Below are 25,929 nucleotides of genomic sequence, written 5' to 3' on the forward strand. Positions count from 1 at the left end.
CTCAGGGGCGCAGGGCCGCGGCCTTGCGGGCCATCTCCTCCACGCGCGCCCAGTCGCCGTCCCGTACGGCGTCGGCGGGGGTCAGCCACGTGCCGCCGACGCATCCCACGTTGGGCAGGGCCAGGTAGCGGGAGGCGTTCTCCTGGGTGACGCCGCCGGTCGGGCAGAACCGGATGCCCGGCAGGGGGCCGCCCAGCGCCTTCAGGTAGGCCGCTCCGCCCGCGGCCTCGGCGGGGAAGAACTTCATGGCCGTGATCCCGTGCTCCAGCAGCGCCATCGCCTCCGTCGCGCTGGACACGCCGGGCAGGAACGGCAGGCCGGTGCCGGTCATCGCCTCCCGCAGGCGCGGCGTGCAGCCGGGGCTGACCAGGAAGGCGGCACCGGCCCGCCGCGCGCGTTCGGCGTCCTCGGGGGTCACGATCGTCCCGGCGCCGACGACCGCGCCGGGCACCCCGGCCGCGATCCGCTCGATGGCGGCCAGGGCGCCCTCGGTGCGCAGCGTCACCTCGATGGCCGGCAGGCCGCCCGCGACCAGCGCCTCGGCCATCGGGACGGCGGCGTCGGGGTCGTCCAGCACGACGACGGGCACGACCGGGGCGAGGTCGAGGAGTTCTCGGGCGTTCATGGGGTCTCCAGCGATCGGGAGGTGCGGGTCTGCGAGAGGAAGGCCGCGGCGCCGACCAGCGCCGGGCCCGGATGGACGATGAGCGCGGTGGGGATGGCCCGCAGGTAGTCCTCGACCGGTGGCTTGCTCTCGAACCGGCTCCGGAAGTCGCTGCGGTCCAGCGCGTCGGCGATCCGCGGAAGGATACCGCCCCCCAGGTAGAGGCCGCCGCGGGCGCCCAGGGTGAGCGCGGCGTTCCCGGCGAACGAGCCGAGCAGGGCGCAGAAGACCTCGATGGTCTCCGCGCACAGCGGGTCCTCGTCCGCGGCGCAGATCCGCGCGGCCGTCATCGGCTCCACCCGGACGCCGTGGATCACGCCGAGCAGCCGGTGGAGGCGGACCAGCCCGCTCCCCGAGAGCAGGTGCTCGGCGCTGCCCACGCCCGGTTCGGCGCGCAGCAGGCGAAGCACCTCGATCTCGCGGTCGGTCGCGGCGGGCACGTCCACGTGCCCGCCCTCGCCGGGCAGCGGGACCCAGCGGCCGTCCAGGGGCAGCAGCCCGGCGACGCCCAGCCCGGTGCCCGGGCCCAGCACCGCCAGCCGCTCCGTGCCGTCCGGGACGGGCGGCGCACCGCCCCCGACGGGCCGCAGGTCGTCGCCCGCCAGGTGCGGGAGCGCCATCGCGAGCGCCTCGAAGTCGTTGACGATCCGCAGGACGGGCAGGCCGAGGCTGTCGCGTACCCGTTCCGCCGTGCCGGGGGCCCAGTCGGCGTTGGTCAGCCGGTACCGTCCCGCCGACACCGGCCCGGCCACCGCCAGGCAGGCCGCCCCGGGCCGCGCCCCCTCCTCGGCGAGGTAGGCGGCGGCGGCCTCGGCCAGCCCGGCGTGCTCGCGGGTGGGCAGCGACCGGACCCGGCCGGGACGCTCCCCCGGCCCCTCGACCAGCGCGAACCGCGCGTTGGTGCCGCCGACGTCGGCGACCAGCCACGGGAAGGCCGCGCCGGCTCCGGGGTCCCCCATCAGAAGACCCCGGCGCCGCGTTCCGCCGGGCCCACGGCCCGGCGGAACGCCTGGAACAGCTCGCGGCCGGTACCCGCCCACTCCGCGCCGTTCCCGGGAGATCCCGCTCCGGACCCGTCCGCGCTCCCGGGCGCGCCCCCGAGCGGCTCCCGGGCGGCGAACTCCTCGTCCGAAACCAGAATTTCCAGCAGCCCCTTGCCCGCGTCCAAGCGGATCATGTCACCGTCGCGGACCCGGGCCAGCGGGCCGCCGGCCGCCGCCTCCGGGGAGACGTGGATGGCGGCGGGCACGGCGCCCGACGCGCCCGACATCCGCCCGTCGGTGACCAGCGCGACCCGGTGGCCGCGGTCCTGGAGCACCGACAGCGGCGGGGTGAGCTTGTGCAGCTCGGGCATGCCGTTGGCCTGCGGCCCCTGGAAGCGGACGACCGCGACCATGTCGCCGTCCAGCTCGCCCGCGGAGAACGCCTCCTGCAGCTCCTGCTGGGACTCGAAGACGCGGGCGGGCGCCTCGATCGTGCGGTGCTCCTCCCGGACGGCGGACACCTTGATCACCGCGCGGCCGAGGTTGCCGCGCACCGTGTGCAGGCCGCCGTGCGCGTCGAACGGGTCGGCCACCGGCCGCAGGACGGCGGTGTCACCGGAGGTGCCGGACGACGGCCGCCAGGCCAGGCCCTCCTCGGCCAGCACCGGGAACTCGCGGTAGGCGGCCAGGGTCTCGCCGCCCACCGTGCGGGCGTCCTCGTGCAGCAGCCCGGCGTCGATCAGCTCGCCGATGAGGTACGCGGTGCCGCCCGCGGCGTGGAAGTGGTTCACGTCGGCGGTGCCGTTGGGGTAGAGCCGGGTCAGCAGCGGCGTGACCGACGACAGCTCGTCGAAGTCGTCCCAGGTCAGTTCGAGCCCGGCGGCGGCGGCCATGGCCACCAGGTGCAGCGTGTGGTTGGTGGAGCCGCCGGTGGCCAGCAGCGCGACCACCCCGTTCACGAACGCGCGCTCGTCCAGCATCTCGCCGACCGGCGTGGTCAGCGCCAGCACGCGGCGGCCCGCCTCGCGGGTCAGCGCGTCGCGCAGCGCGGTGCCCGGCGGCACGAAGCTGGCGCCGGGCAGGTGGAGGCCCATGACCTCCATCAGCATCTGGTTGGAGTTGGCCGTCCCGTAGAACGTGCAGGTGCCCGGGGAGTGGTACGAGGCCGCCTCGGCCTCCAGCAGCTCGGCGCGCCCGATCTCGCCGGCCGCGAAACGCTTGCGCACCCGGGCCTTCTCGGCGTTCGGCAGCCCGGAGGGCATCGGCCCGGCCGGGACGAGGATCACCGGCAGGTGCCCGAACGAGAGGGCGCCGATGACCAGGCCGGGCACGATCTTGTCGCAGACGCCGAGCATCAGCGCCCCGTCGAACATCTCGTGCGACAGCGCGATCGCGGTCGCCATGGCGACGACGTCCCGGCTGAACAGCGACAGCTCCATGCCCGCCCGGCCCTGGGTGATGCCGTCGCACATGGCGGGCACGCCCCCGGCGAACTGGGCCGTGCCGCCGGCCTCGCGCACGGCGTCCTTGAGGATCTCGGGGTAGTCCCGCAGCGGCTGGTGGGCCGAGAGCATGTCGTTGTAGGAGGAGACGATCGCGACGTTCCTCGCCGCCGTCCCCTTGAGCTGGAGCTTCTCGGCGGGCCCGCAGGCGGCGAAGCCGTGCGCGAGGTTGGCGCAGCCGAGGGCGCCCCGGGCGGGGCCCTCGGACGCTGCCTCCTCGATCCTGCGCAGGTACGCCGCGCGGCGCCCGGCGCTGCGTTCGGCGATGCGCTGGGTGACCCGCGCGACGACGGGGTGCGGTGAGCCGGTCATCGGGACGCTCCTGCTCTGGCCTGGGGTGAGATCAGAAAACTAGCGTTCTTCGGATAAACGGCACAACCCACTTAGGCAGCCTGCCTGACAAAACTCCCCCATCTTGTGACAACTCGGCGCCCGTGCTTCACTGACCGGATGACCCGTCGGCCGTCCTCCAGCGGCGACGTGCTCCGCCTCATCCGCGAGCGGCACGTCTCCACCCGCGCCGAGCTGGGCCGGATCACCGGCCTGTCCCGGCCCGCCGTGACCCTCCGGGTGAACGAGCTGATCGCGCACGGCCTGGTCGCCGAGCGCGCCGACGGCCCCTCGACCGGCGGCCGGCCCCCCGCCCGCCTGGAGTTCGACCCCTCCGGCGGCGCGATCCTGGTCGCCAACCTGGGCCGTTCCCGCGGCCAGGTCGCGGTGTGCGACCTGGCCGGCACCGTCCTCGCCCGCGACGACATCGCCACCGGCCGGGGCCCCGAGGCGACGCTTCCCGTCCTGCTCACGACGTGGGCGGGCCTGCTGGAGGCCGCCGGCGGTCCCGCCGTACGGGGGGCGGGCATCGGCGTCCCCGATCCCGTCGAGTACGCCACGGGACGCTGGGACGGCGTCCCCATCGGTCCGCCGATCGCCGCGCGCTTCGAGGTCCCCGCCTACGTCGACAACGACGTCAACATCGCGGCCCTGGGCGAGTACCAGTCCCGCTTCCGGCACGAGGTGGACGACATGCTGTTCGTCAAGCTGTCCACCGGCATCGGCGCGGGCATCATCACCGAAGGCCGGGTGCAGCGGGGAGCGCTGGGCGCGGCCGGGGAGATCGGGCACATCCCGGTCGGCGACGGCGGCGGCGTCCGGTGCCGCTGCGGCAACCTCGACTGCGTCGAGGCGGTGGCCGGCGGCGCCGCGCTCCTCGCCCGCTCCCCCGCCGCCGACCTGGCCGAGCTGGCCGGGCTCGCGCGCGCGGGCGATCCCGGCACCGTCACCCTGATCCGCGAGGCGGGCCGCCGCATCGGCGAGGTCGTCGCCGGCGCGGTCAACCTCCTCAACCCCGCCGTCGTGCTGCTCGGCGGCGACCTCACCGGCGCGTACGAACCCCTGATCGCGGGCGTCCGCGAGTCGGTCTACCAGCGCGCCACCGCCCTGGCCACCGGGAGGCTGCGCATCGAGCCCAGCCTGCTGGGGGACGCGGCGGGACTGGCCGGATGCGCGGGCCTGGTCCTGGACCACGTCCTCGCGCCGGAGGCCGTGGACGCGCTCCTCTCCCGCGGACCGTCCTCCGCCGGCCGCCCGCTCCCCCGCGTCTGAACGCACGGCCCGAAGATTTTCCGCCCCGAAGCGCGTCCGGTGTCGATCCGGGCAGAACCCGTTCGTATAGGGGGTGAGAGCCGGCACGTCGCCGGCCCGCCGGCGACCGGGAGGAACCGTGAAGACCTACCTGCTGAGCATGTACCAGCCCGCCGGGGTCGTCCCGCCGCCCGAGGCCCTGGAGCCGATCATGCGGGAGCTCGGGGCGCTGAACGACGAGATGCGGGCCGCCGGGGCGTGGGTCTTCGGCGCGGGGCTGCACGATCCGAGCACCGCCACCGTCGTCCGCGACAGGGACGGCGAGGCCGTGATGACCGACGGCCCGTTCACCGAGGGCAAGGAGATCCTCGGCGGGTTCACCATCGTCAGGGCCCCCGACCTGGACTCCGCGCTCGAATGGGGCCGCCGGATCGCCGCGATCACGGGTCTGCCGATCGAGGTGCGGCCGTTCCAGGGCGAGCCGGCCTGACCCGCCGATGACCGGGATCGAGCGCGTGTTCCGGGAGGAGTACGGGCGCGCGGTGGCCGTCCTGGTCCGCCACTTCGGCGACATCGACCTCGCCGAGGAGGCGGTCCAGGACGCGTTCGCCGTGGCCGTGCGGCGGTGGCCGGACGAGGGGACGCCGCCGAGCCCGGCGGGCTGGATCATCACCACCGCCCGCAACCGGGCGATCGACCGGCTGCGCCGCGAGGCGTCCCGCGACGACCGGCACGCCGAGGCCGCCCTGCTGCGCGCGGGCGGCGAGCCCGCCGAGGAGGGGCCCGTGCACGACGACCGGCTGCGCCTGATCTTCACCTGCTGCCATCCCGCGCTCGCCCCCGCCGCGCGGGTCGCGCTGACGCTGCGGCTGCTGGGCGGGCTCACCACCGCCGAGATCGCGCGGGCGTTCCTGGTGCCCGAGCCGACCATGGCCCAGCGGCTGGTCCGGGCCAAGGGCAAGATCCGCGACGCCCGGATCCCGTACCGGGTCCCGCGCGAGGCCGACCTGCCCGACCGGCTCGGCGCGGTGCTGGCCGTCCTGTACCTGGTCTTCAACGAGGGGTACGCGGCCGGGTCGGGCGACGCGCTGGTCCGCGCGGACCTGTGCGCCGAGGCGATCCGGCTCGGCCGCCTGCTCCACGGGCTGATGCCCGACGAACCCGAGGTCACGGGCCTGCTCGCGCTGATGCTGCTGCAGGAGTCGCGCCGCCGCGCCCGGACCGGCCCCGGCGGCGTCCTGGTCCCCCTCCCCGAGCAGGACCGCGCCCTGTGGGACGGCGACCTCGTCGCCGAGGGCCAGGCCCTCGTCCGCCGCTGCCTGCGCCGCGACCGGCCCGGGCCGTACCAGATCCAGGCGGCGATCAACGCCGTGCACAGCGACCCGCCGCCCACCGACTGGCGGCAGATCCTCCGGCTCTACGACCACCTCATGGCCATCGCGCCGACCCCGGTCGTGGCCCTCAACCGGGCGGTCGCGGTGGCCGAGACCGACGGCCCGGAGGCGGCCCTCGCCCTGGTGGACGGCCTCGCGCTGGACGGCTACCACGTGTTCCACGCCGTCCGCGCCGACCTGCTGCGGCGCCTGGGCCGCACGGCCGAGGCCGCCGGGGCCTACGAGGCGGCGATCGGCCTGGCCGGGAACGCCGCCGAACGCGACTTCCTGCTCCGTAGGCTCCGCTCACTGTGAAGGTCATGTTCCCTCCCCCGGGGAGGGCCGGAAGGTGGCATCGGCGGGAATCCTCAAGCGTGAGAAGTGACCACCCACCATGCTGGGACCATGACTCACGATCCCCGCCTGCTCCTCAAGGGGACGGACTGGTCCTCGCTGGAACACGCGGAGGGCCCCGCGGAGGACACCCCGGTCCACCTGTCACGGCTCCTGGACGAGGACGCGGGCGTCCGTTCCGAGGCGCTCGAACGGCTCGAAGAAACGCTGCTACCCGGCGGTGCCCTGTTCAGCGCCACCGCACCCGCCGCGCTGTTCGTCGCCGCGATCCTGGCGGACCCGCGCACCCTCGGCCAGTGGAAGAGCCCTCATCCCTGGTACGACCTGCGGCATCCGTTCCGCGCCCGGCTGCTGGAATGGCTGGACGACCTGGCGGAGAACGCCGTCCGCGGCGACCCCGACCGCCCCGCTGCCGCCGACGCCTGCCGCGCCGCCCGTCCCGCCGTCCACGACGCCGTCTCCCCCTACATCGACGACCCGGACCCCATCGTCCGCGAGGCGGCCCTCGGCGCGGCGTGCGCCCTGCTCAAGGCCTCCGATCTCGCCGAGCGCCGGCCGGAGGCCGCCGCGAGGGTCCGGCGGGTCCTCGCCACCTGCGGCGGCCGCCGCGAACGCGCGGTGGCGATCCTCGCCCTCGGACGATGGGGCCACGACACCACGCCCCTGCTCGCCGATCCCGACCCCGCCGTCCGGGTCTGCGCCGCCCTCTCCCCGGGTCTCGCCGGGAATCCCCAGGCCACGCGAGTGCTCCTGGATGCGCTCCAGGACCCCGCGGCGGCGGACGCGTGGTTCACCGTCCCGCTGCCCCAGTTCGACGGCTGGTTCCGCTTCACCCTGCTCGCCGCGCTGCTGGAACGGACCACCGCCTTCGAGGACGTGCTCCCCGCGGCGCTGGCCGTGGCCCGGATCACCAGCGACTTCACCGTCGACCGCGACTGGGGCCCGCTCCTGGCCAGGGCGTTCCCCCGGCCGTACGTCCCGGGTGACCCGCTGACCGCCGCCCAGCGGGCCTTCCTGGGCGCCCTCGCCGGCAATTTCGGTTGCTTCCGCGACGACATCCCCGACAGGCTGCCCTGGCTGCACGGCGCCGGTCTCCCCGGCGCCCGCCCCGCGGTCCAGGCCCTCCTGGACCGCACCCCCTGACGTACACCCGACGGGATCCGCCCGGATCCCCTGGCCGAAAGGCGGTCGCCATCAACTCGATCCCCGCGGACCCGACGGCGCTGCACCCGTTCCCGGAGCAGCCGCGCGTGGTCCTGCTCAAGCCGCTGGTGACCTCACCGTTGATCGAGGTCGGCGAGTACACGTACTACGACGACCCGGACGACCCCACCGCGTTCGAGACCCGCAACGTGCTCTACCACTACGGCCCGGAGAAGCTGGTCATCGGCAGGTTCTGCGCGCTGGCCACCGGGGTGCGCTTCATCATGAACGGCGCCAACCACCGGTTGGACGGCCCCTCCACCTTCCCCTTCCCCATCATGGGCGGTTCCTGGGCCGAGCACTTCGACCTGATCAGCGGCCTGCCGGGCCGGGGCGACACCGTGGTGGGCCACGACGTGTGGTTCGGGTACGGCGTCATGGTGATGCCGGGCGTGAGGATCGGGCACGGCGCGATCATCGCCTCGGGTTCGGTCGTCACCGAGGACGTCCCCGACTACGGCATCGCCGGCGGCAACCCGGCCAGGCTCATCCGTACCCGCTACGACGACGGCGACATCGCGCGCCTGCTCGCCCTCGCCTGGTGGGACTGGCCCGCCGGCCACATCACCGAGCACCTGCGGACGATCATGTCCGGCACCGTCGACGATCTCGAAAGGGCCGCACCGCGCCCCTGAGGCGCCCCCGTGATCGCCGCTTGACCTCAAGTCAGGTTGAGTTCCTAGCGTGGCCGGTGATCGACGATCTGAAGGGGACGACACCATGACCACGACCTTGGAGACCACCGGAACCCGCACGCCCGTGACCGTGATCGGCCTGGGCGAGATGGGGACCGCGCTCGCGGGTGCCTTCCTGGAGGGCGGGCACCCGACCACCGTGTGGAACCGGACGCCGGAAAGGGCCGACGCCCTGGTGGCGAAGGGGGCGCGGCGGGCCGCCACCGTTCGCGACGCCGTCGCCGCCGGCCCGCTGGTGGTCGTGAACGTGAAGGGCAACGCCGTCGCCCGTGAGCTGCTGGAATCGGCGGGGGACGCCCTCGCCGGCCGCGCCGTGGTCAACCTGACCGACGGGACCTCCGCCGAAGTACGGGAGGTGGCCCGATGGGCCGAAGGGCAAGGCGCGGAGTACCTGCACGGGCAGATCATGACGATCGCCCCGGCCATCGGGCACCCGGACAGCGTGGTGTTCTACGGCGGCGCGAGCACGGTGTACGACCGCCTTCACCCGGCGCTGCGGCTCCTGGGCGGCCGGGGGAGCCTGATCGCCGACGACCCGGGGGCGCCGGTCCTGTACGGGATGGCCGTGCACGGCGTCATGTGGGGAACGCTGAACGGTTTCCTGCACGCCGCCGCGCTGCTGTCGGACGAGGGCATCGAGCTGGGGCGGTTCCTGGAAAGCGCCGGCGCCTCCGTCTCCGCGCTGGTGTCGTTCCTGCCGTCCATCGCGGACGCGGTCGACCGTGACGACCACGCGGTGGAGTACGGAGCGCTCAAGCACCACCTGCCCTCGCTGGAAGACCTCGTCCGGGAGAGCCGGGCCCGCGGCATCGACGACGAGTTCCCCGCCTACACCCTGGACCTGGTGGCCAAGGCCATCGGCGAGGGCCACGCCGACGACAACTACTCGCGCCTGATCGAACACTTCGCCCGGCGCTGACGCGCCCCGTCCGGGCCGGGCCGCGCGTCAGGCGTGTGCCGCCATGCGGTCCAGCATCGCCTCCGTGGCGGCGACGCCCTGGTCCGGGCGCTCGGCAGCGACCGGGGGATGGCCGGAGCGGGTTGATCGTGCCGGCGCCGGGACGCGTTCCGCGTTCCGGCGCCGGCGGGACGTCCGCGGTCAGGCTTCCTTGGGGCTGGCCGCGAGGGCGGGCTCCAGGTCCTTCTTGCGGCGGAGGGCACTGGGCCACCAGACCGGCGGGCCGATGTCGCGGGTGAGCGCGGGCACCAGCAGGGAACGGACGACCAGGGTGTCCAGCAGCACGCCGAAGGCGACGATGAAGGCGAGCTGGGCGAGGAAGGCCAGCGGGATCACCACCAGGGCGGCGAACGTGGCGGCCAGCACCACCCCGGCCGAGGTGATCACGCCGCCCGTGGCCGTCAGGCCACGCAGGACGCCCTGGCGGGTGCCGTGCAGCAGCGACTCCTCGCGGACACGGGTCATCAGGAAGATGTTGTAGTCCACGCCGAGCGCCACCAGGAAGACGAAGCCGTACAGGGGTACGGACGCGTCGGTGCCGGTGAAGCCGAGCACGTTCTGGAAGACCAGCGCAGCAACGCCAAGCGTGGCCAGGTAGCTCAGGGCGACGGTGGCCACCAGGAGGACCGGCATCACGATCGAGCGGAGCAGGGCGAAGAGGATCACCAGGATGATCGCCAGGACCACCGGGACGATCAGGTTCCGGTCGTGCTCGGCGGTGGTCTGGGTGTCGTACTGCTGCGCGCTGTAGCCGCCCACGAGGGCGTCGGCGCCTGGCACCTCGTCCAGCTCCGCGCGCAGGGCCGCCACGGTCTTCTTGGCCGCGTCGCTGTCGGGGGCGTCCTTGAGGGTGGCGTCGACGCGGACGCGGCCGTCCACCACGAGCGGGTCGCCGGCTCCCGGGCGGCCCGTGGCGGTGACCGGTGTCGCGGAGGCGACGCCAGGGGTGTTCTGGGCGGCGCGGGTGACCTCGGCCACCTTCCCGGCGTCGGCGATGACGATGGCCGGGTTGCCCGAACCCCCGGGGTAGTGCTCGCCGAGGGCGCGCTGGGCGGCGACCGACGGGGCGTCGTTGACGAACGTCTCGTCCAGCGGGACGCCCTGGGAGTTGAGCATCGGGAAGAACGCGGCGCCGGCGACGAGCACGGCGCAGGTCCCCAGCCAGATCCGGCGCGGCGACCGGTCCACCCAGGCGGCGATCTTCCGCCAGACGCCGCCGCCGCCGTCCGCGGCCCGGACCTTGCCGGGCCAGTACGCGCCCCGGCCCAGCAGGACGAGCGCGGCGGGCAGGAAGGTCAGCACGCTCAGCACGGAGCAGACGATGCCGATGGCGCCGACAGGGCCGAGCGCCTGGTTGTTGGTGAGGTCGCTCAGCAGCAGGGCCAGCAGGCCGAGCGCGACGGTGCCCGCGCTGGCGACGATCGCGCCGGCCGAACGGCGCACGGCCGCCCTGACCGCGGCGAACCGGTCGCCGCGCCGGGCCAGTTCCTCGCGGAAGCGGGCGGTCAGGAGCAGCGCGTAGTCGGTGGCGGCCCCGATGACCAGGATCGACAGGATGCCCTGCACCTGGCCGTCCACCCGTACGACGTCGCCGTCGGCCAGCGCGTACACGATGGCGCAGGCCAGCCCGAGCGCGAACACCGACCCGAGGATGATGACCAGGGGCAGCAGCAGGCTCCGGTAGACCAGCAGCAGGATCACCAGGACGACGCCGAGCGCGACGCCCAGCAGGAGCCCGTCGATGCCGGCGAAGGCGTCCTTGAGGTCGGCCTGGGTGGCGGCCGGGCCGCCGACGTACACGGTCGTTCCCTGGACCTGTCCGGCGTCGGCGCGGAGCTTGACGATGGTGGGCTCGGTCTCCTCGCCCAGGTCCGCGCGCAGCGGGACGATCCCCTGGAGGGCGCGGCCGTCGGCGGAGGGCAGCGCGGGCGAGACCTGGCCGCTGACCTGCGGCGTTCCGTTGAGCGAGGCCAGGACGCGGGTCGCGGTGGCCTGCTGGGCGGGGGTGACCCGGCCGTCCGGCACCGTCCACACCACGATCGCCGGCAGCGCCTCCTGCTGGCGGAACGCCTTCTGCGCCTCGATCACGCGTGTGGAGTCGGCGTCCTGGGGAAGGAACGCGGCCTGATCGTTGGTGGAGACCTCGCCGAGCTTGCCCGCGTACGGGCCCAGCGTGCCGCCGATGCCCAGCCAGGCCACCAGGAGCAGCACCGGGACGGCCCAGCGTGCCGTGCGTCGTGCGACCGTCATGGGGGCGGCCCACCTCCGATAGTCAGGGTCATTGAGAATCTTGATGATTGAGATTCATTATCCTAGCGGAGTGACCGACTCCTACCCTCGCGGGGGCACGGGCGAGTCCCCGGAGCCTCCGGCCTCCGGGGGGCCGCCCGCCGACCTCCAGAGCTTCGCCGTCCAGCTGCGCCGGATGAACGCGGCGTTCAACCGCGTCACGCACGATTTCGCCCGCTCGCAGAACCTGCACCAGACCGACGTCCTGGCGCTGATCGCGATCCTGGACGGGGACGAGCGGGAGGGGCCGCTGACCCCGGGGCGGCTGCGCGAGCACCTCAACCTCACCTCGGGCGCGGTGACGGCGTGCCTGGACCGGCTGGAGCGCAACGGCCACATCCGCCGTACGCGCGACGGCCCCGACCGCCGCGTCGTCCACCTGCACTACGCGCCGCACGGCATGGCGGTCGCCCGCGAGTTCTTCCGCCCGCTCGCCCGGAGCACCGACGCCGCGCGGAGCCGGTTCGACGAGGACGAGCTGAGGACGATCGTCCGGTTCCTCGGCGCGATGAACGAGGAACTCGCCGACCTGCTGCGCCAGGAGAGGTGAAGCCCGGGCTCAGCCGTGCAGGGAGCCGTCCGGGGGACCGAAGGCCAGGCGGGTGAAGCGGACGGTCAGCCCGGAGCGTTCGGGGGCGCAGCAGTAGAGGCCCGCCGACGCCGGGACGCCCTCGGGGAACGGGGCGACCCGCAGCATCCGCCAGGGCTCGTCGCCGGCGCGGCCGCGGACGGTGACGGCGTCGCCGCTGCGACTGGCCCGGATCGTCACCGCCCGTCCCGACCAGTCCGGTACCGGGCCGGTCGACCAGTCCGAACGGTCCAGGGTGACGACGGCCCCGGCCTGGTGGACGCCGTCGGCGAACTCCACGCCCGCCTTGATCCAGGTGCGCTCGTCCCGCCGGACCAGCAGCCCGGCCTGGTCGAACTGCTCGGTGAAGGCGGCGGTGAACGAGACCTCGACCGCGCCCTCGGCCGCCAGCGGGAACAGCAGCGCGTGCCCGGAGTCGCGGTCGTAGCCGTAGGCGGTGGTCCGCCAGAAGTCGCTGCCGCGCTCGGCCGTCACCAGCAGGTCGCCGCCGTCAGCGGCGAGCGAGGGCGGCGGGTTGAGCCAGCCGCCGTCGTCCCAGGAGACCTCTTCCAACGCTCCTCCTCCATCCGGGGCCCCCAGTCCACCACGGAACGGTCAGCCTGTCCGCCCCGCGAGGCGGGCCTCCACGACGAGATCGTGCAGGGCCGCGTGCGCGGCGGGCCGGTCGGGCAGGGACGAACGGTCCCGTTCCTCCTCCAGCCGTGCGGCCAGGGCGGTGACCTCGGCGGCGAGGCGTTCACCGCCGGGCGCGCCGGGCGGCAGCGCGCCGTGCTCGGCGGCCCTCTTCGCCTCGATCAGTTCGGGGATCCAGGACGGCCCGTACTCGGGCGCCAGCCGGCCGAGGTCGGCCTGGACCTCGCCGGTGCGCATCAGGTGGATCCCGGTCAGCAGGACCCGGAAGGTGTACAGCACCGGCTTGAGCCGCCCGGTCTTCTCGTGAAGCCTCCACTGGCTCCGCGCGAACCCCAGGTAGTGGTGGGCATGGCGGGAGGTCACCAGCCGCGGGACGAGCGCCAGCAGTTCCGCGTGCAGCGGCGAGGAGGCGATGACCAGGGGCGAGACCAGCTGCTCCAGGACGTAGCCGTTGGGCCTGAGGAGCATCCTGCAGAACTTCACCAGATCGTGCGTGACGACGTCGGCCTCCACGCCCGCGTGGTCCCAGGTCCAGCCGACGGTCTCCCGCCCCGTCTCGAGCCCGACGATCTCCTCCAGCGGCAGGAGGTGGACGCCGCGCAGGTCCACGTCGGAGTCCAGCGAGGGGAACCCGTACAGGTGCGCCCCGCTCACGGTGAGGAAGGCGCGCGGGTACGGGTGCTCTTCCGCCAGCCGTTCGGCCATGCCCTCCGGCAGTTCCACCGGGCCTCTCCCCACTTCCGCGATGCCGACTTGACAAATCCCGCTGCCAGGATGGCAAATATTTGGATGAACGAGGATACGCCTGACTTCGACGACGTCCTGCAGGCCGTGGGACCGCGGCTGCGGGCCCTGCGCCGGCAGCGCGGCGTGACGCTGGCCCAGCTCTCGGAGAGCACCGGCGTCTCGGTCAGCACCCTGTCGCGCCTCGAATCCGGCCAGCGCCGTCCCACGCTGGAGCTCCTGCTCCCGCTGGCCCGGGCCCACCAGGTCCAGCTGGACGAGCTCGTCGGCGCGCCGGCCACCGGCGACCCGCGGGTGCACGCCCGGCCGATCCAGCGCCACGGCGCCACCTTCATCCCGCTGACCCGCAGGCCGGGCGGCCTCCAGGCGTTCAAGCAGATCGTCCCGCCCCGCTGGGGGGAGGGCGGGGCGGAGCCGCAGGTCCACGAGGGCTACGACTGGATGTACGTCCTGTCCGGCCGGATCCGCCTGCGGCTCGGCGACAACGACCTGATCCTGGAACCGGGCGAGGTGGCCGAGTTCGACACCCGCATCCCGCACCTCTTCAGCAATCCCGGCTCCGAGCCGGCCGAGGTCCTCACCCTGTTCGGCCCGCAGGGCGAACGCATGCACGTCCGGGCGCGCCCCTCCCCCAAGTGAAGGGAGGTCCGGGCGGGCCTCCACCACCGGACCGCTCTGCAAGTCTTGCAAGAGGCCAGCAAAGAGATTGCAGATCGGTCGGCGACCACCCGTCCTTCGAGCCCGCCAGGGGCGCTATAGCGGCCCCTCCGAGGGTCGACGTGACGTGGATAACAGTCGGGCCACAATCATGCAGAAAGTTTCTGCAAGGGATTTACCTTCTTGCAAAGAACTTGCTACGGTCCCGACACACCACGACCCCGGTAGCAACGAGGAGAACCCATGCGGCGCACCCCCCTGGCCGGTATGTTCGCCGGACTCGCGCTCGCGTTGACCGCCTGCGGCGGCGGCGACGGCGGCTCGGCCGCCACCGAGGAGGACGCGGCGGGCGCCCTCACCGGGCGCGGGCCCATCACCCTGGCGACGGGCAAGGACCGTTCCGGCAACATGCAGAAGATGGTGGACGCCTGGAACCAGGCGCACCCCAACGAGCAGGCCCGGATCATCGAGCTGCCGGACGAGCCCAACGACCAGCGCCAGCAGATGATCCAGAACGCCACCACCAAGTCCGACGCCTACACGATCCTCAACCTCGACGTGGTGTGGACCGCCGAGTTCGCCGCCAACCGCTGGGTGGTCGAGCTGCCCCGGGGAGGCCAGGGCGTCGACACCGCCCCGCTGCTGCCCGCGACCGTCACCACCGGGGAGTACCGCGGCAAGCTGTACTCGATGCCGCTGACCTCCGACTCCGGGCTCCTCTTCTACCGCACCGACCTGCTGGAGAAGGCCGGCGTCGCCGAGCCGCCCACGACCTGGCAGGAGATGTGGGCCGCCTGCGACAAGGTCAAGGCGCTGCCGGAGGGCAAGAACGTCGACTGCTACCTCACCGAGGTCGGCAAGACCGAGGGCCTGACCGTCACCACCGCCGAGGCGATCAACAGCGCCGGCGGCACCATCGTCGGCCCCGACGGCAAGCCGACCCTGTCCACCCCGCAGGCCAAGGCCGGGCTGGACTTCCTGGTGAACGCGGTCAAGGACGGCCGGATGCCCAAGGCCGCCCTGACCCTCGACGGCGAGGGCGGGCGCCGCCACTTCCAGGCGGGCAAGCTGCTCTTCCACCGCCAGTGGCCCTACCAGTACGACCTGGCCAACAAGAAGGACGGCTCGTCCAAGGTGGCGGGCAGGTTCGCGGTCGCTCCGATCCCCGGCCCCGACGGGCCCGGCGCCGCCAACCTCGGCGGCCACAACTACGCGATCTCCGCGTTCGCCAAGAACAAGGCCAGCGCGCTCGACTTCATCAAGTACATGGCCGACGGCGCCCAGCAGAAGGCCAACTCGCTGGCGACCTCCCAGGCGCCCACCGTCGCCTCGCTCTACAGCGACCCCGACATGACCAAGAAGTATCCGTTCCTGCCGACGCTGAAGACCGCGATCGAGAAGGCCAAGTCCCGTCCCGCCGCCGTCAAGTACGGCGACGTCACCGCGGCCATCCAGGGCGCCGTCTACGACGCGGTGAGCGGCAAGACCGACACCGCCGCGGCGCTAACGGACCTCCAGGGCAAGCTGGGCCGGCTGACCACCCAGTGACCTGGAGTGACAGGGCAGATGGCCACCACCGTTGACAGGAAGGGAAAGGCGCCAGCGGCCCCCCGGCCGGGGGGCCGCTCCGCCCGTCCCCGCAAGGACGTCTCGGGCTCGCGCCGGCTGGCCGCGTTCCTGCTGTCCCCGACCCTGCTGGTGCTCGGGCTGGTCGTCGGTTATCCGGTGATCGCCGGGTTCCGCGAATCGCTGTTCACCCGAGGGCAGACCCTGGACGCCGACGGCTTCGTCGTGGAGGGCGAACGGTTCGTCGGGCTGGACAACTACACCGCGATCTTCTCCGGCGACGCGGCCGGGACGTTCTGGAACGCCTTCGGCAACACCACGTTCTTCACCGTCACCACCGTGACCCTGGAGACCGTCATCGGCGTCACCATGGCCCTGATCATGCAGTGGGCGTTCCGGGGGCGCGGGCTGGTCCGGGCGAGCGTCCTGGTGCCGTGGGCGATCCCCACCGCGATCTCCGGGCTGCTGTGGCGCTGGATCTTCCAGGCGGACGGCGCGTTCAACGCCATGATCCGGCAGCAGGTCCTGTGGACCGCCGACGGGTTCGAGTCCAAGCTCGCCGTCATCATCGCCGAGGTCTGGAAGACCTCCCCGTTCATCGGGCTGCTGGTCCTGGCCGGCCTCCAGATGATCCCCCGGGACGTGTACGAGGCGGCCCGGGTGGACGGCGCGGGCGCCGTCCAGCAGTTCTGGCGGATCACACTGCCGCTGGTCAAGCCGGCGCTGCTGGTCGCGGTGCTGTTCCGAATGCTGGACGTGCTGCGCATGTTCGACCTGCCGGCGGTGCTGATCGGCGTCAACAAGCGCTCGGTGGAGACGCTGACGATGATCTCCTGGTTCGAGGCGAACAACCTGCGGTACGGCTCGGCCGCCGCCTACGCCACGATCCTGTTCGTCTACATCGCGGTGATCTCGTACCTGTTCGTCAAGCTGCTCGGCGCCGACATCATCGGCGACGCCCGGCAGGTCACGAAGGGCAAGAAGATCAGAAAGGCCGGGAAGACCGGGAAGACGGGGAGGGCGAGCGCATGACCGCCGTGGCGAGGACGAGCGCGGGGGCCGCGGCGCAGCGCGGACGGCGCGGACGGCGGGGACGGCGGGCGAAGCGGATCCTGCCGTACGTGGGCATCGGCGTGGTGGTGCTCTACTGCCTGGTCCCCTTCTACTGGATGGTGGTGTCGGCCTTCCGGCGCCCCCAGGACCAGTTCGACAACACGATCCTCCCGGTACGCTGGTCGCTCGAGAACTTCAGCGCCGTGTTCGCCGGCGACAACGGCTTCGGCAGGGCCCTGGTCAACAGCTTCGTCGTGGCGGGGCTGACGACCGCACTGACGCTGGTGGTCGGGGTGTTCACCGCCTACGCGCTGGCCCGGCTGGACTTCCCGTTCAAGAACGCGGTGCTCGGGATCATCATCGGCACCACCATGTTCCCGGGGATCTCCCAGCTGATCCCGCTGCTGAAGCTCTTCACCGACATCGGATGGATCAACACCTACCAGGCGATGATCGTGCCCAGCCTGGGGTTCGCGCTGCCGCTGACGGTATGGCTGCTGACCGCGTTCTTCCGCCAGCTGCCGTTCGAGCTGGAGCAGGCGGCCATGGTGGACGGGTGCACCCGCGGCCAGGCATTCCGTAAGATCATCGTGCCGCTGGCCGCGCCCGGTGTGTTCACCACCGCGATCATCACCTTCATCGCCGCCTGGAACGAGTTCATCATCGCGCTGTCGGTGGTGAACCGGAAGGAGATGCAGACCGCCACCGTGGCGATCTCGAAGTTCACCGGGGTCTCCGGATTCGACCAGCCGTTCGGCACGCAGATGGCGGCGGGGGTGATCGTCACCGTGCCACTGGTCGCGGTGGTGCTGATCTTCCAGCGCCGGATCGTGGCGGGTCTCACCGCCGGGGGAGTCAAGTAACCCTCCCGGACCGCGCACACTGGGCACGGGCCCACGAGGCCGGGGGCCCGGCGGCGGCACGTCCAGGAAACGTCCAGAAAACGTTCAGACAAAGGACACCATGACGCAGAACATCGTCGACGACACCATGTCCGCGACCGAGGCCCGGCGGGCCGCGACCGCCCGTTGGTGGCGTGACGCGGTCATCTACCAGGTGTACGTGCGCAGCTTCGCCGACTCCGACGGCGACGGGATCGGCGACCTGGCGGGCGTGCGCGCCCGGCTGCCGCACCTGGTCGAGCTGGGGGTCGACGCCGTCTGGCTGACGCCCTTCTACACCTCGCCGATGGCCGACTTCGGCTACGACGTCGCCGACTACCGCGACGTCGACCCGATCTTCGGATCGCTGGAGGACGCCCGGGAGCTGGTGCGCGAGGCGCACGAGCGGGGGCTGCGGGTCATCGTGGACGTCGTCCCCAACCACACCTCCGACCGCCACGCCTGGTTCCAGGCCGCGCTGGCCGCCGGGCCCGGCAGTCCCGAGCGCGCGCGCTACGTCTTCCGCGACGGCCGCGGCGAGGACGGGTCGCTGCCGCCCAACGACTGGGAGTCGGTGTTCGGCGGCCCGGCCTGGACGCGGGTGCCCGGCGGGCAGTGGTACCTGCACCTGTTCGCGCCCGAGCAGCCCGACCTCAACTGGGAGAACCCCGAGGTCCACGCCGAGTTCGAGGACGTGCTGCGGTTCTGGCTCGACCTGGGCGTGGACGGCTTCCGGGTGGACGTGGCGCACGGCATGGTCAAGGCGGAGGGCCTCCCGGACGTGGGCTTCGCCGACCAGGTGACCATGCTCGGCCGGACCCTGCTGCCCTACTTCGACCAGGACGGCGTCCACGAGATCCACCGTTCCTGGCGGCGGCTGCTGGACTCCTACGAGGGAGACCGGATCGCCGTGGCCGAGGCGTGGGCGCCGACGCCCGAACGGCTCGCCCTGTACGTGCGCTCCGACGAGATGCACCAGGCGTTCAACTTCCACTACCTGACCGTGGACTGGGACGCGCGGGCCAAGCGCGAGGTCATCGAGGAATCGCTGCGCACCAGCGCGCAGGTCGGCGCCCCCACCACCTGGGTGCTGTCCAACCACGACGTCAAGCGGCACGTCACCCGCTACGGGGACGGCGAGGTGGGCGTGCGGCGCGCGCGGGCCGCCGCGCTGCTCATGCTGGCGCTGCCCGGGTCGGCCTACATCTACCAGGGCGAGGAACTCGGCCTGGCGGAGGTCCAGGACCTGCCCGAGGAGTTCCTGATGGACCCGCAGCGCGCCCGCGACCCCGAGTCGGGACGGGACGGCTGCCGCGTGCCGCTCCCCTGGTCCGGGGACGCTCCCCCGTTCGGGTTCGGCCCCGGCGGGAGCTGGCTGCCGATGCCGCCGCACTGGGCGGACCTCACCGTGGAGCGGCAGGCCCGCGACCCCGAGTCGATGCTCTCGCTCTACCGCGCCGCGCTGCGCATCCGGCGCGAGCACCCCGCGCTGGGCGACGGCACGCTGCGCTGGCTCGTCGGCCCGCCCGGCACGCTGGTCTTCTCCCGCGAGGCCCCGCCCGGCGCCGGGGACGGCACGACCGGCGACCGCCGGCTGCTGACCTGCGCGGTGAACCTGGGCGACCGCACCGTGCGGGTGCCGCCCTACGGGCGCGCGCTGCTGGCCAGTGGCCCGATCCGGCCGGACGGCGAGTGCGTGGTCCTGCCGCCGGACACCGCGGTGTGGTGCGAGGTCATCGGCACAGGTGACGGGGACGGAAACAGGTAGGTTGATGAGCGTGACAATGCGCCTCGCCGACATCGCCGCCCACGCGGGGGTCAGCGAGGCCACCGTGAGCCGCGTGCTCAACGGCAAGCCCGGCGTGGCCGCGGCCACCCGGCAGGCCGTGCTGACCGCGCTGGACGTGCTGGGCTACGAGCGCCCGGCACGCCTGCGGCAGCAGCGGGCGGGTCTGATCGGGCTGATCGTGCCGGAGCTGACCAACCCGATCTTCCCCACGTTCGCCCAGGTCATCGAGAGTGCGCTGGCCCTGTCGGGCTACACCGCGGTGCTGTGCACCCAGACCCCGGGCGGGATCACCGAGGACGACTACACCGAGCTGCTGCTGGAGCGCGGCGTCTCGGGGATCATCTTCGTGAACGGGCTGCACGCCGACTCCCGCTCGGACCGGGCCCGCTACACCCGGCTGATCGGCCGCGGGCTGCCGATCGTGCTGGTCAACGGGTTCCGGCCGGACATCGAGGCGCCGTTCATCTCCAACGACGACATCGGGTCGCTGGAGATGGCCGTGGCGCATCTGGCCTCTCTCGGCCACCGCCGGATCGGGCTGGCGGTGGGCCAGGACCGGTTCGTCCCCTCGATCCGCAAGACCGACGGGTTCCGCCGCGGGATGGCCGAGCACCTGGGCGTCACCGACGTCGACGGCCTGATCGCCAACACGCTGTTCACGGTGGAGGGCGGGCAGGCCGCCGTGCAGCGGCTGCTGGACCGCGGCTGCACCGCCATCTGCTGCGGCAGCGACATCATCGCGATCGGGGCGATCCGGGGCGCGCGGCAGCGCCATCTGCGGGTGCCCGAGGACGTCTCGATCGTGGGGTTCGACGACTCGCCGATGACCCCCTATCTCGATCCGCCGCTGACCACCGTGCGCCAGCCCGTCCGCGAGATGGGCCTGGCCGCGGTGAGCACGCTGCTGGAGGAGATCGGCGGGACGAAGGCGCCGCGCACCGAGCTGCTCTACCGGCCCGAGCTGGTCGTACGGCGTTCCACCGCGCCGGCCGCGGCCCCGCTCCCGGTGGCGGCCGACGGCTGAGCCCGGCGGGCACCTCGACGGAGGGGCGCGGTCCATGTCCGCACCCCTCCATCCTGGGAGGCGACCCGGCCCGGCAAGAGGGAGGTACGACTCTCGCCGCGCCGGGAGCCCAAGGCCCGCTCGCCCTGGGGGAACGCGTTCTCCGCTCCGCAAGCCCACTTCTTGGGAGCGCTCCCATGCCAGAGCCTCGCGCGCCCGGCCCCATCTGTCAACACCGCACCGGGGCCGGGGCCGCCCGCTCACGGGACTCGGTTATAACGGTTGTGTTTCAAGGCATTGACAACCACATGACGGAACGACTTCGCTTCGTGGGAGCGCTCCCACAGGTGCCGCCCCGGTCGGTGTCGGCATCCGAACACTCCATTTTCCCGGCACGACCTGAGAGGGGTCGGAATGAGGGTCACCAAGCGACACGGGCGCGGAAACGCTCCCGGCAGGACCGCGGTGAGGACGGCCGCCGCCATCGTGATGGCCGGTGTCATGGCCGCCGCCTCCGCCTGCGGTGGCGGCGACGACGGCGAGGGCGGCTCCGGGCCGATCGAGCTGACCGTCGACGTCTTCGGCGAGTTCGGCTACGACCAGCTCTACAAGCAGTACGAGGCGTCCCACCCCAACATCAAGATCCGCCAGCGCAAGGTGTCCACGCTGGACGACTTCAAGCCGCGGTTGCAGCAGTGGATCGCCACCAACAGCGGGGCCGGCGACGTGGTCGCGCTGGAGGAGGGCCTCCTGCCCACCTACATGCAGCAGCGCGGCAAGTTCGTCAACCTCTTCGACCACGGCGGCCGTGAGCTGCAGAACAACTACCTGCCCTGGAAGTGGCAGATGGGCCTGAGCCCCGACGGCAGCCAGCTCGTCGGGCTGGGCACCGACATCGGCCCGCTGGGCATGTGCTACCGCAAGGACCTGTTCGAGAAGGCCGGACTGCCCACCGAACGGGACGAGGTCGGCAAGCTCTGGCCGACCTGGGACGCGTTCCTGCAGACCGGCCAGAAGTTCCAGGGCAAGGTGCCCGGTACCAAGTGGCTGGACGGGCCCACCGCGATCCTGCGCGCCACCGTCCTGCAGAACGCCGGCAACGGTCCCGGGTACAGCTACTTCGACAAGAGCAACAACCTGGTCTTCGACAGCAACCCGTCGGTGAAGACCGCCTTCGACACGGCGCTGAAGTTCTCCCAGGCGAAGATGACCGCCGACATGTCGATCTTCACCCCGCCGTGGCAGACCGCGCTCAAGCGCGACACCTTCGCCACCCTGCCCTGCCCGTCCTGGATGCTCGGCGGCATCGAGGAGTTCTCCGGCGGCTACGGCAAGGGCAAGTGGGACGTGGCCACGGTGCCGGGCGGCGGCGGCTACTGGGGCGGCTCCTGGCTCGCGGTGCCCAAGCAGTCCAAGCACCCGAAGGAGGCCGCCGAGCTGGCCAAGTTCCTGAGCAGCCCGCAGGGCCAGGTGGGCGCGTTCAAGGACAAGAACACCTTCCCGTCCTCGCCGCAGGCCGCCAAGGACCCGGCGGTGGCCGACTCCAAGAACGCCTACTTCAGCGACGCCCCCACCGGCAAGATCTTCGGCGACATGGCCGCCCAGGTGAAGCCGGTGTACCTCGGCCCGAAGAACGAGGAGGTCCGGCTCGCGGCCGAGAACGTCCTGATCGCCGTGGGCCAGGGCAAGATCAAGCCCGAGGAGGCCTGGAGCAAGGCGGTCGAGGAGGTCAAGAAGGCCGCCCGGTGAGACCGGCGGGCGGCACGGTCGCCGGGTGACGCCCTGCGCGCCGCCCCACCGTGAGCGCGGCGGTGGTGCCGCAGGGCCCCGCCCCCCGGGCCGGCACCACCGCCGCATCCCCGCTCCGCCCCTCCCCCGCCCCGCCCCTCCCGTCTACTCCCCGTGACGCGGCCCTCCGGTCCGCCTCCCCGGACCGTCCCGCCGCCGCGTCCCGGCACGACCTCTCTGGCAGACCTCCTCGGAAGGAGGCGCATGACCACCGATCTGCGTCCCGCAACCGGGACCGGCCCCCCGCCACCGGCACCCCCCGGGGCTCGTCCGGGCCTGCGGGCCCGGCTCGCCCGGATCGACCTGCGGGTCACCCCGTACCTGTTCATCTCGCCGTTCTACGCCGTCTTCATCCTCTTCGGCCTGTTCCCGCTGCTCTACACGCTGTGGGTGTCGCTGCACGACTGGGGGCTGGCCTCCGGGACGCGCGAGTGGGCCGGCCTGGAGAACTACCGCTACCTGCTGACCGACGGCGACTTCTGGCACGCGACCGTCAACACCATCGGGATCTTCGTCCTGGCGACCGTCCCGCAGCTGGTGCTGGCGCTGTTCATCGCCAACACGCTGGCGCGGCGGATGCGCGGCAGCACCCTGTTCCGGATCGGGATGGTGGCCCCGCTGGTCACCTCCACCGCCGCGGTCGCGATCGTGTTCACCCAGATGTTCGACCGCGACTACGGAATGATCAACTGGGTGCTCGGCCTGGTCGGCTCCGGCGACATCGACTGGCAGGCCAGCCGGGGCTGGTCCTGGGTGGCGATCGCGATGATGGTCGACTGGCGCTGGACCGGCTACAACGCGCTGATCTACCTGGCCGCGATGCAGGCCATCCCCAGGGACCTGTACGAGGCGGCGGCGATCGACGGCGCTTCCAGGATCCGGCAGTTCTGGCAGATCACGGTGCCGATGCTGCAGCCGACGATCATCTTCACCGTCATCATCGCGACGATCGGCGGGCTCCAGCTGTTCACCGAGCCGGTGCTGTTCGGCGTGGGCACCACCAACCGGATGGACGGCGGCGCGGTGCACCAGTTCCAGACGATCACGATGTACATGTACGACAACGCCTTCACCAACGACCGTTACGGCTACGGCGCCACGGTGGCCTGGGCGCTGTTCCTGATGATCATCGTGTTCTCCCTGGTCAACTTCTTGTTCGTCCGGCGCACGGGAGGCACCAAATGACCATGCTGAGCCCGGCCCGCGGCACCAGGGCGAGCGGAGGCGGGGGACGCGCCGCCGGGGGCGGGCGCGGGCGCCGCCGGGCGCGCGGCCACGGCCGGTTCCGCGGCCTGTGGGAGGCCAGCCCGCTGACCTACCTGACGCTGGTGGTCGCGATCGTGCTGTCGGTCTTCCCGATCTACTGGATGATCGTCGTGGCCACCCGCACCAACGACGTGGTCGCCGACGTGCCGCCGCCGCTGCTGCCGGGCGGCAACTTCGGCGAGAACGTGGGCCGCCTGTTCGACAACCCCGACGCCTACTTCGCCAAGGGCCTGCTGAACTCGGCGATCGCCTCCTCGGCGGTGACGATCTCCACCGTGTTCTTCGCCTCGCTGGCCGGGTTCGCCTTCGCCAAGCTGCGCTTCCGCGGCAAGAACGCGCTGCTGCTCACGATCATCGCGACGATGATGATCCCGATCCAGATGGGCATCATCCCGCTGTACATGATCATGGTGGAGCTGGGCTGGCAGAACCAGCTGCAGGCGGTGATCGTGCCGTTCCTGGTCACCGGCTTCGGCGTCTTCATGATGCGGCAGTACGCCGCACAGGCGGTGCCCGACGAGCTGATCGAGGCCGCCCGCGTGGACGGCTGCACCACGTTCGGCATCTACTGGCGGGTCGTGCTGCCGGCGTTGCGCCCGGCGGCGGGAGTTCTGGGGCTGTTCACGTTCATGCAGACCTGGAACGAGTTCATGTGGCCGCTGGCGGTGCTCAACCCCGAGAACCCCACCGTGCAGCTGTCCATCAACAACCTCGCCAACGCCTACTTCAAGGACTACACCCTCATGTTCGCCGGGACGACGGTGGCGATCCTGCCGCTCCTGGTGGTGTTCATCGTGTTCGGCCGCCAGATCATCGGCGGAATCATGGAAGGTGCGATCAAGGCGTGACCTCCGTACAGCACAGTGACAGCACGTTCCCCGCTCCGACGGCGACGTTCCCCGCCGGCTTCCGCTGGGGTGCCGCCACCGCCGCCTACCAGATCGAGGGCGCGGCCGGCGAGGACGGGCGCGGCCCCTCGATCTGGGACACCTTCGCCCGTACGCCGGGCAAGGTGCTCGGCGGCGACACCGGCGACGTCGCGGTCGACCACTACCACCGGTTCCGGGAGGACATCGCGCTGATGTCCGACCTCGGCCTGACGTCCTACCGCTTCTCCATCTCCTGGCCCCGGGTGCAGCCGTCCGGTTCGGGACCGCTGTCGCAGGCCGGCGCGGACTTCTACCGGCGGCTGGTGGACGCGCTGCTGGAGGCCGGGATCGAGCCGTGGCCGACCCTGTACCACTGGGACCTGCCGCAGCCGCTGGAGGACGCGGGCGGCTGGCCCGAGCGCGACACCGCCTACCGGTTCGCCGACTACGCCGACCGGATCCACGCGGTGCTCGGCGACCGGGTGCCGCAGTGGATGACGATCAACGAGCCCTGGTGCGCGGCGTTCCTCGGGTACGCGTCCGGCGAGCACGCGCCGGGCCGCCGGGAGCCGGCCGCGGCGCTGCGCGCCGCCCACCACCTGATGCTCGGGCACGGCGCGGCCGTCCAGGCGATGCGCGCCCGCCACCCCGGGCACCGGTTCGGCGCCGCCGTCAACCTGTACGCGATCTCCCCGGCGGGCCCGTCCGACGCCGACGCCGACGCGGCCCGCCGGATCGACGGGATGCAGAACCGGTTCTTCCTGGACCCGCTGCTGCGCGGTTCCTACCCGGCGGACGTGCTGACCGACGTGGAGGAGTACGGGTTCGACGCGTGCGTGCGGGAGGGCGACCTGGCCACCATCAACCAGCGGCTCGACCTGCTCGGGATCAACTACTACTCGCGCTTCACCGTGACCGGTGAGACGGAGGGCCCGGACGGCGAGGGTGAGACCGGCCAGGCCGTCTCCTCCCCGTTCTCCACCCACTCCCCCTGGGTGGGCAGCGAGTTCGTCGGGTTCGTGAACGCGGGCCGCCCGGTCACCGGGATGGGCTGGGAGATCGACGCGAGCGGCCTGTACGAGGTGCTGACCCGGCTGAAGGACGACTACCCGCCGGTGGACCTCTACATCACCGAGAACGGCGCCGGCTACGACGAGACGCTGAACGGGGAGGGGACGGTCCACGACGAGGGCCGGATCTCCTACATCGACGAGCATCTGCGGGCGTGCCACGCCGCCGTGACCAAGGGGGTTCCGCTTCGCGGCTACTTCACGTGGTCGCTGCTGGATAATTTCGAGTGGTCATGGGGGTACTCCAAGCGCTTCGGCCTGGTCCACGTCGACTACGCCACCCAGCGCCGGGTGCCCAAGGACAGCGCACGCTGGTACGCGGACGTGATCCGGCGGGGAGGTCCGCCGGATCATCGCTGAGCATGTCACGCCGCGCCGTGGGTTCCGCTCCACGGCGGGGCGCGGCCCGGCGGGGCGAG

At 72.5% G+C, this 25,929-nt stretch carries 23 protein-coding genes; 17 read left to right on the forward strand and 6 right to left on the reverse strand.

From position 1 onward, the window contains the following. Window position 1 precedes the first annotated feature (1 nt). From eda to edd, 3 genes are read right to left on the reverse strand one after another with little or no spacing between them, the layout of a single operon-like run. Window positions 2-625: a bifunctional 4-hydroxy-2-oxoglutarate aldolase/2-dehydro-3-deoxy-phosphogluconate aldolase gene (gene eda, locus IW256_RS25640; RefSeq protein WP_197013397.1), complete on the reverse strand. Its 624-nt coding sequence runs from the start codon at window positions 623-625 to the stop codon at window positions 2-4. Next, entirely contained in the window at window positions 622-1,623 is a 1,002-nt protein-coding gene (gene glk, locus IW256_RS25645; protein WP_197013398.1) for a glucokinase, read from the reverse strand. The genes eda and glk overlap by 4 nt, the downstream gene beginning before the upstream one ends. Next, window positions 1,623-3,461 carry a phosphogluconate dehydratase gene (gene edd, locus IW256_RS25650; RefSeq protein ID WP_197013399.1) on the reverse strand — a complete coding sequence of 613 codons (1,839 nt, stop codon included), beginning with the start codon at window positions 3,459-3,461 and terminating at the stop codon, window positions 1,623-1,625. The genes glk and edd overlap by 1 nt, the downstream gene beginning before the upstream one ends. Window positions 3,462-3,599: 138 nt before the next feature. Here edd and IW256_RS25655 point away from each other — a divergent pair, with 138 nt between their 5' ends. The 6 genes from IW256_RS25655 to IW256_RS25680 all read left to right on the forward strand — a co-directional run bounded on the left by IW256_RS25655 (window position 3,600) and on the right by IW256_RS25680 (window position 9,274). Further along, a complete protein-coding gene (locus tag IW256_RS25655) occupies window positions 3,600-4,751 on the forward strand; it encodes an ROK family transcriptional regulator (RefSeq protein WP_197013400.1) in 1,152 nt (383 codons plus the stop codon). A 118-nt stretch (window positions 4,752-4,869) separates the two neighbouring features. Further along, on the forward strand, window positions 4,870-5,220 hold the full coding sequence (locus IW256_RS25660; protein WP_307829072.1) for a YciI family protein: 351 nt from the start codon (window positions 4,870-4,872) through the stop codon (window positions 5,218-5,220). Window positions 5,221-5,227: 7 nt separating this feature from the next. Continuing rightward, window positions 5,228-6,418, forward strand: a complete 1,191-nt coding sequence (locus IW256_RS25665; protein WP_197013401.1) for an RNA polymerase sigma factor — start codon at window positions 5,228-5,230, stop codon at window positions 6,416-6,418. Between the two features lie 90 nt (window positions 6,419-6,508). Further along, window positions 6,509-7,600 carry a HEAT repeat domain-containing protein gene (locus tag IW256_RS25670; protein ID WP_197013402.1) on the forward strand — a complete coding sequence of 364 codons (1,092 nt, stop codon included), beginning with the start codon at window positions 6,509-6,511 and terminating at the stop codon, window positions 7,598-7,600. 59 nt (window positions 7,601-7,659) lie between these two features. Beyond that, window positions 7,660-8,295, forward strand: coding sequence for a CatB-related O-acetyltransferase (locus IW256_RS25675; protein ID WP_420535456.1), 636 nt, complete (start codon window positions 7,660-7,662; stop codon window positions 8,293-8,295). 85 nt (window positions 8,296-8,380) lie between these two features. Further along, window positions 8,381-9,274, forward strand: coding sequence for an NAD(P)-dependent oxidoreductase (locus IW256_RS25680; RefSeq protein WP_197013403.1), 894 nt, complete (start codon window positions 8,381-8,383; stop codon window positions 9,272-9,274). Window positions 9,275-9,454: 180 nt separating this feature from the next. On the opposite strand, the gene IW256_RS25685 is transcribed toward IW256_RS25680, so the two are convergent. Next, window positions 9,455-11,563: an MMPL family transporter gene (locus IW256_RS25685; protein ID WP_197013404.1), complete on the reverse strand. Its 2,109-nt coding sequence runs from the start codon at window positions 11,561-11,563 to the stop codon at window positions 9,455-9,457. Between the two features lie 70 nt (window positions 11,564-11,633). On the opposite strand from IW256_RS25685, the gene IW256_RS25690 reads away from it, so the two are divergent. After that, on the forward strand, window positions 11,634-12,152 hold the full coding sequence (locus IW256_RS25690; protein WP_307829074.1) for a MarR family winged helix-turn-helix transcriptional regulator: 519 nt from the start codon (window positions 11,634-11,636) through the stop codon (window positions 12,150-12,152). 9 nt (window positions 12,153-12,161) lie between these two features. Here the strand turns inward: IW256_RS25690 and IW256_RS25695 are convergent, their stop codons facing one another. Continuing rightward, a complete protein-coding gene (locus IW256_RS25695) occupies window positions 12,162-12,743 on the reverse strand; it encodes a DUF1349 domain-containing protein (protein ID WP_231403924.1) in 582 nt (193 codons plus the stop codon). 42 nt (window positions 12,744-12,785) lie between these two features. After that, entirely contained in the window at window positions 12,786-13,547 is a 762-nt protein-coding gene (locus tag IW256_RS25700; RefSeq protein WP_197013405.1) for a nucleotidyltransferase domain-containing protein, read from the reverse strand. A gap of 66 nt (window positions 13,548-13,613) precedes the next feature. On the opposite strand from IW256_RS25700, the gene IW256_RS25705 reads away from it, so the two are divergent. The 10 genes from IW256_RS25705 to IW256_RS25750 all read left to right on the forward strand — a co-directional run bounded on the left by IW256_RS25705 (window position 13,614) and on the right by IW256_RS25750 (window position 25,870). Further along, the gene (locus IW256_RS25705) at window positions 13,614-14,207 is read left to right on the forward strand and encodes a helix-turn-helix domain-containing protein (protein ID WP_197013406.1); all 594 of its coding nucleotides are present in this window, start codon (window positions 13,614-13,616) and stop codon (window positions 14,205-14,207) included. A 261-nt stretch (window positions 14,208-14,468) separates the two neighbouring features. Beyond that, entirely contained in the window at window positions 14,469-15,773 is a 1,305-nt protein-coding gene (locus IW256_RS25710) for an ABC transporter substrate-binding protein (RefSeq protein ID WP_197013407.1), read from the forward strand. An 18-nt stretch (window positions 15,774-15,791) separates the two neighbouring features. Further along, window positions 15,792-16,823, forward strand: a complete 1,032-nt coding sequence (locus tag IW256_RS25715; protein WP_197013408.1) for a carbohydrate ABC transporter permease — start codon at window positions 15,792-15,794, stop codon at window positions 16,821-16,823. Beyond that, window positions 16,820-17,707, forward strand: a complete 888-nt coding sequence (locus IW256_RS25720) for a carbohydrate ABC transporter permease (protein WP_197013409.1) — start codon at window positions 16,820-16,822, stop codon at window positions 17,705-17,707. Before IW256_RS25715 ends, IW256_RS25720 begins: the two co-directional genes overlap by 4 nt. Before the next feature lie 100 nt (window positions 17,708-17,807). Next, window positions 17,808-19,493: a glycoside hydrolase family 13 protein gene (locus IW256_RS25725; protein WP_197013410.1), complete on the forward strand. Its 1,686-nt coding sequence runs from the start codon at window positions 17,808-17,810 to the stop codon at window positions 19,491-19,493. Window positions 19,494-19,497: 4 nt separating this feature from the next. Then, window positions 19,498-20,538 (forward strand): LacI family DNA-binding transcriptional regulator, encoded by a 1,041-nt coding sequence (locus IW256_RS25730; RefSeq protein WP_197013411.1) that lies wholly within the window; start codon window positions 19,498-19,500, stop codon window positions 20,536-20,538. 444 nt (window positions 20,539-20,982) lie between these two features. After that, on the forward strand, window positions 20,983-22,266 hold the full coding sequence (locus IW256_RS25735; RefSeq protein WP_307829075.1) for an ABC transporter substrate-binding protein: 1,284 nt from the start codon (window positions 20,983-20,985) through the stop codon (window positions 22,264-22,266). Window positions 22,267-22,509: 243 nt separating this feature from the next. Then, window positions 22,510-23,490 (forward strand): carbohydrate ABC transporter permease, encoded by a 981-nt coding sequence (locus tag IW256_RS25740; RefSeq protein WP_197013413.1) that lies wholly within the window; start codon window positions 22,510-22,512, stop codon window positions 23,488-23,490. Continuing rightward, complete coding sequence (locus IW256_RS25745; RefSeq protein ID WP_231403925.1) at window positions 23,487-24,419, forward strand: carbohydrate ABC transporter permease; 933 nt, start codon at window positions 23,487-23,489, stop codon at window positions 24,417-24,419. Before IW256_RS25740 ends, IW256_RS25745 begins: the two co-directional genes overlap by 4 nt. Beyond that, window positions 24,416-25,870, forward strand: coding sequence for a GH1 family beta-glucosidase (locus IW256_RS25750; protein ID WP_197013414.1), 1,455 nt, complete (start codon window positions 24,416-24,418; stop codon window positions 25,868-25,870). Before IW256_RS25745 ends, IW256_RS25750 begins: the two co-directional genes overlap by 4 nt. Window positions 25,871-25,929: the final 59 nt, after the last annotated feature.

The organism is Actinomadura viridis, from assembly GCF_015751755.1.
Lineage (GTDB): Bacteria > Actinomycetota > Actinomycetes > Streptosporangiales > Streptosporangiaceae > Spirillospora > Spirillospora viridis.

Excerpts from the sequence above, each read along its gene's own strand:
- edd (WP_197013399.1), bottom strand. The coding sequence starts at position 3,461 with ATGACCGGCTCACCGCACCCCGTCGTCGCGCGGGTCACCCAGCGCATC.
- IW256_RS25720 (WP_197013409.1), top strand. The coding sequence starts at position 16,820 with ATGACCGCCGTGGCGAGGACGAGCGCGGGGGCCGCGGCGCAGCGCGGA.
- glk (WP_197013398.1), bottom strand. The coding sequence starts at position 1,623 with ATGGGGGACCCCGGAGCCGGCGCGGCCTTCCCGTGGCTGGTCGCCGAC.
- IW256_RS25715 (WP_197013408.1), top strand. The coding sequence starts at position 15,792 with ATGGCCACCACCGTTGACAGGAAGGGAAAGGCGCCAGCGGCCCCCCGG.
- IW256_RS25745 (WP_231403925.1), top strand. The coding sequence starts at position 23,487 with ATGACCATGCTGAGCCCGGCCCGCGGCACCAGGGCGAGCGGAGGCGGG.
- IW256_RS25685 (WP_197013404.1), bottom strand. The coding sequence starts at position 11,563 with ATGACGGTCGCACGACGCACGGCACGCTGGGCCGTCCCGGTGCTGCTC.
- IW256_RS25680 (WP_197013403.1), top strand. The coding sequence starts at position 8,381 with ATGACCACGACCTTGGAGACCACCGGAACCCGCACGCCCGTGACCGTG.
- IW256_RS25705 (WP_197013406.1), top strand. The coding sequence starts at position 13,614 with ATGAACGAGGATACGCCTGACTTCGACGACGTCCTGCAGGCCGTGGGA.
- IW256_RS25730 (WP_197013411.1), top strand. The coding sequence starts at position 19,498 with ATGAGCGTGACAATGCGCCTCGCCGACATCGCCGCCCACGCGGGGGTC.
- IW256_RS25725 (WP_197013410.1), top strand. The coding sequence starts at position 17,808 with ATGACGCAGAACATCGTCGACGACACCATGTCCGCGACCGAGGCCCGG.
- IW256_RS25740 (WP_197013413.1), top strand. The coding sequence starts at position 22,510 with ATGACCACCGATCTGCGTCCCGCAACCGGGACCGGCCCCCCGCCACCG.
- eda (WP_197013397.1), bottom strand. The coding sequence starts at position 625 with ATGAACGCCCGAGAACTCCTCGACCTCGCCCCGGTCGTGCCCGTCGTC.
- IW256_RS25710 (WP_197013407.1), top strand. The coding sequence starts at position 14,469 with ATGCGGCGCACCCCCCTGGCCGGTATGTTCGCCGGACTCGCGCTCGCG.
- IW256_RS25655 (WP_197013400.1), top strand. The coding sequence starts at position 3,600 with ATGACCCGTCGGCCGTCCTCCAGCGGCGACGTGCTCCGCCTCATCCGC.
- IW256_RS25670 (WP_197013402.1), top strand. The coding sequence starts at position 6,509 with ATGACTCACGATCCCCGCCTGCTCCTCAAGGGGACGGACTGGTCCTCG.
- IW256_RS25665 (WP_197013401.1), top strand. The coding sequence starts at position 5,228 with ATGACCGGGATCGAGCGCGTGTTCCGGGAGGAGTACGGGCGCGCGGTG.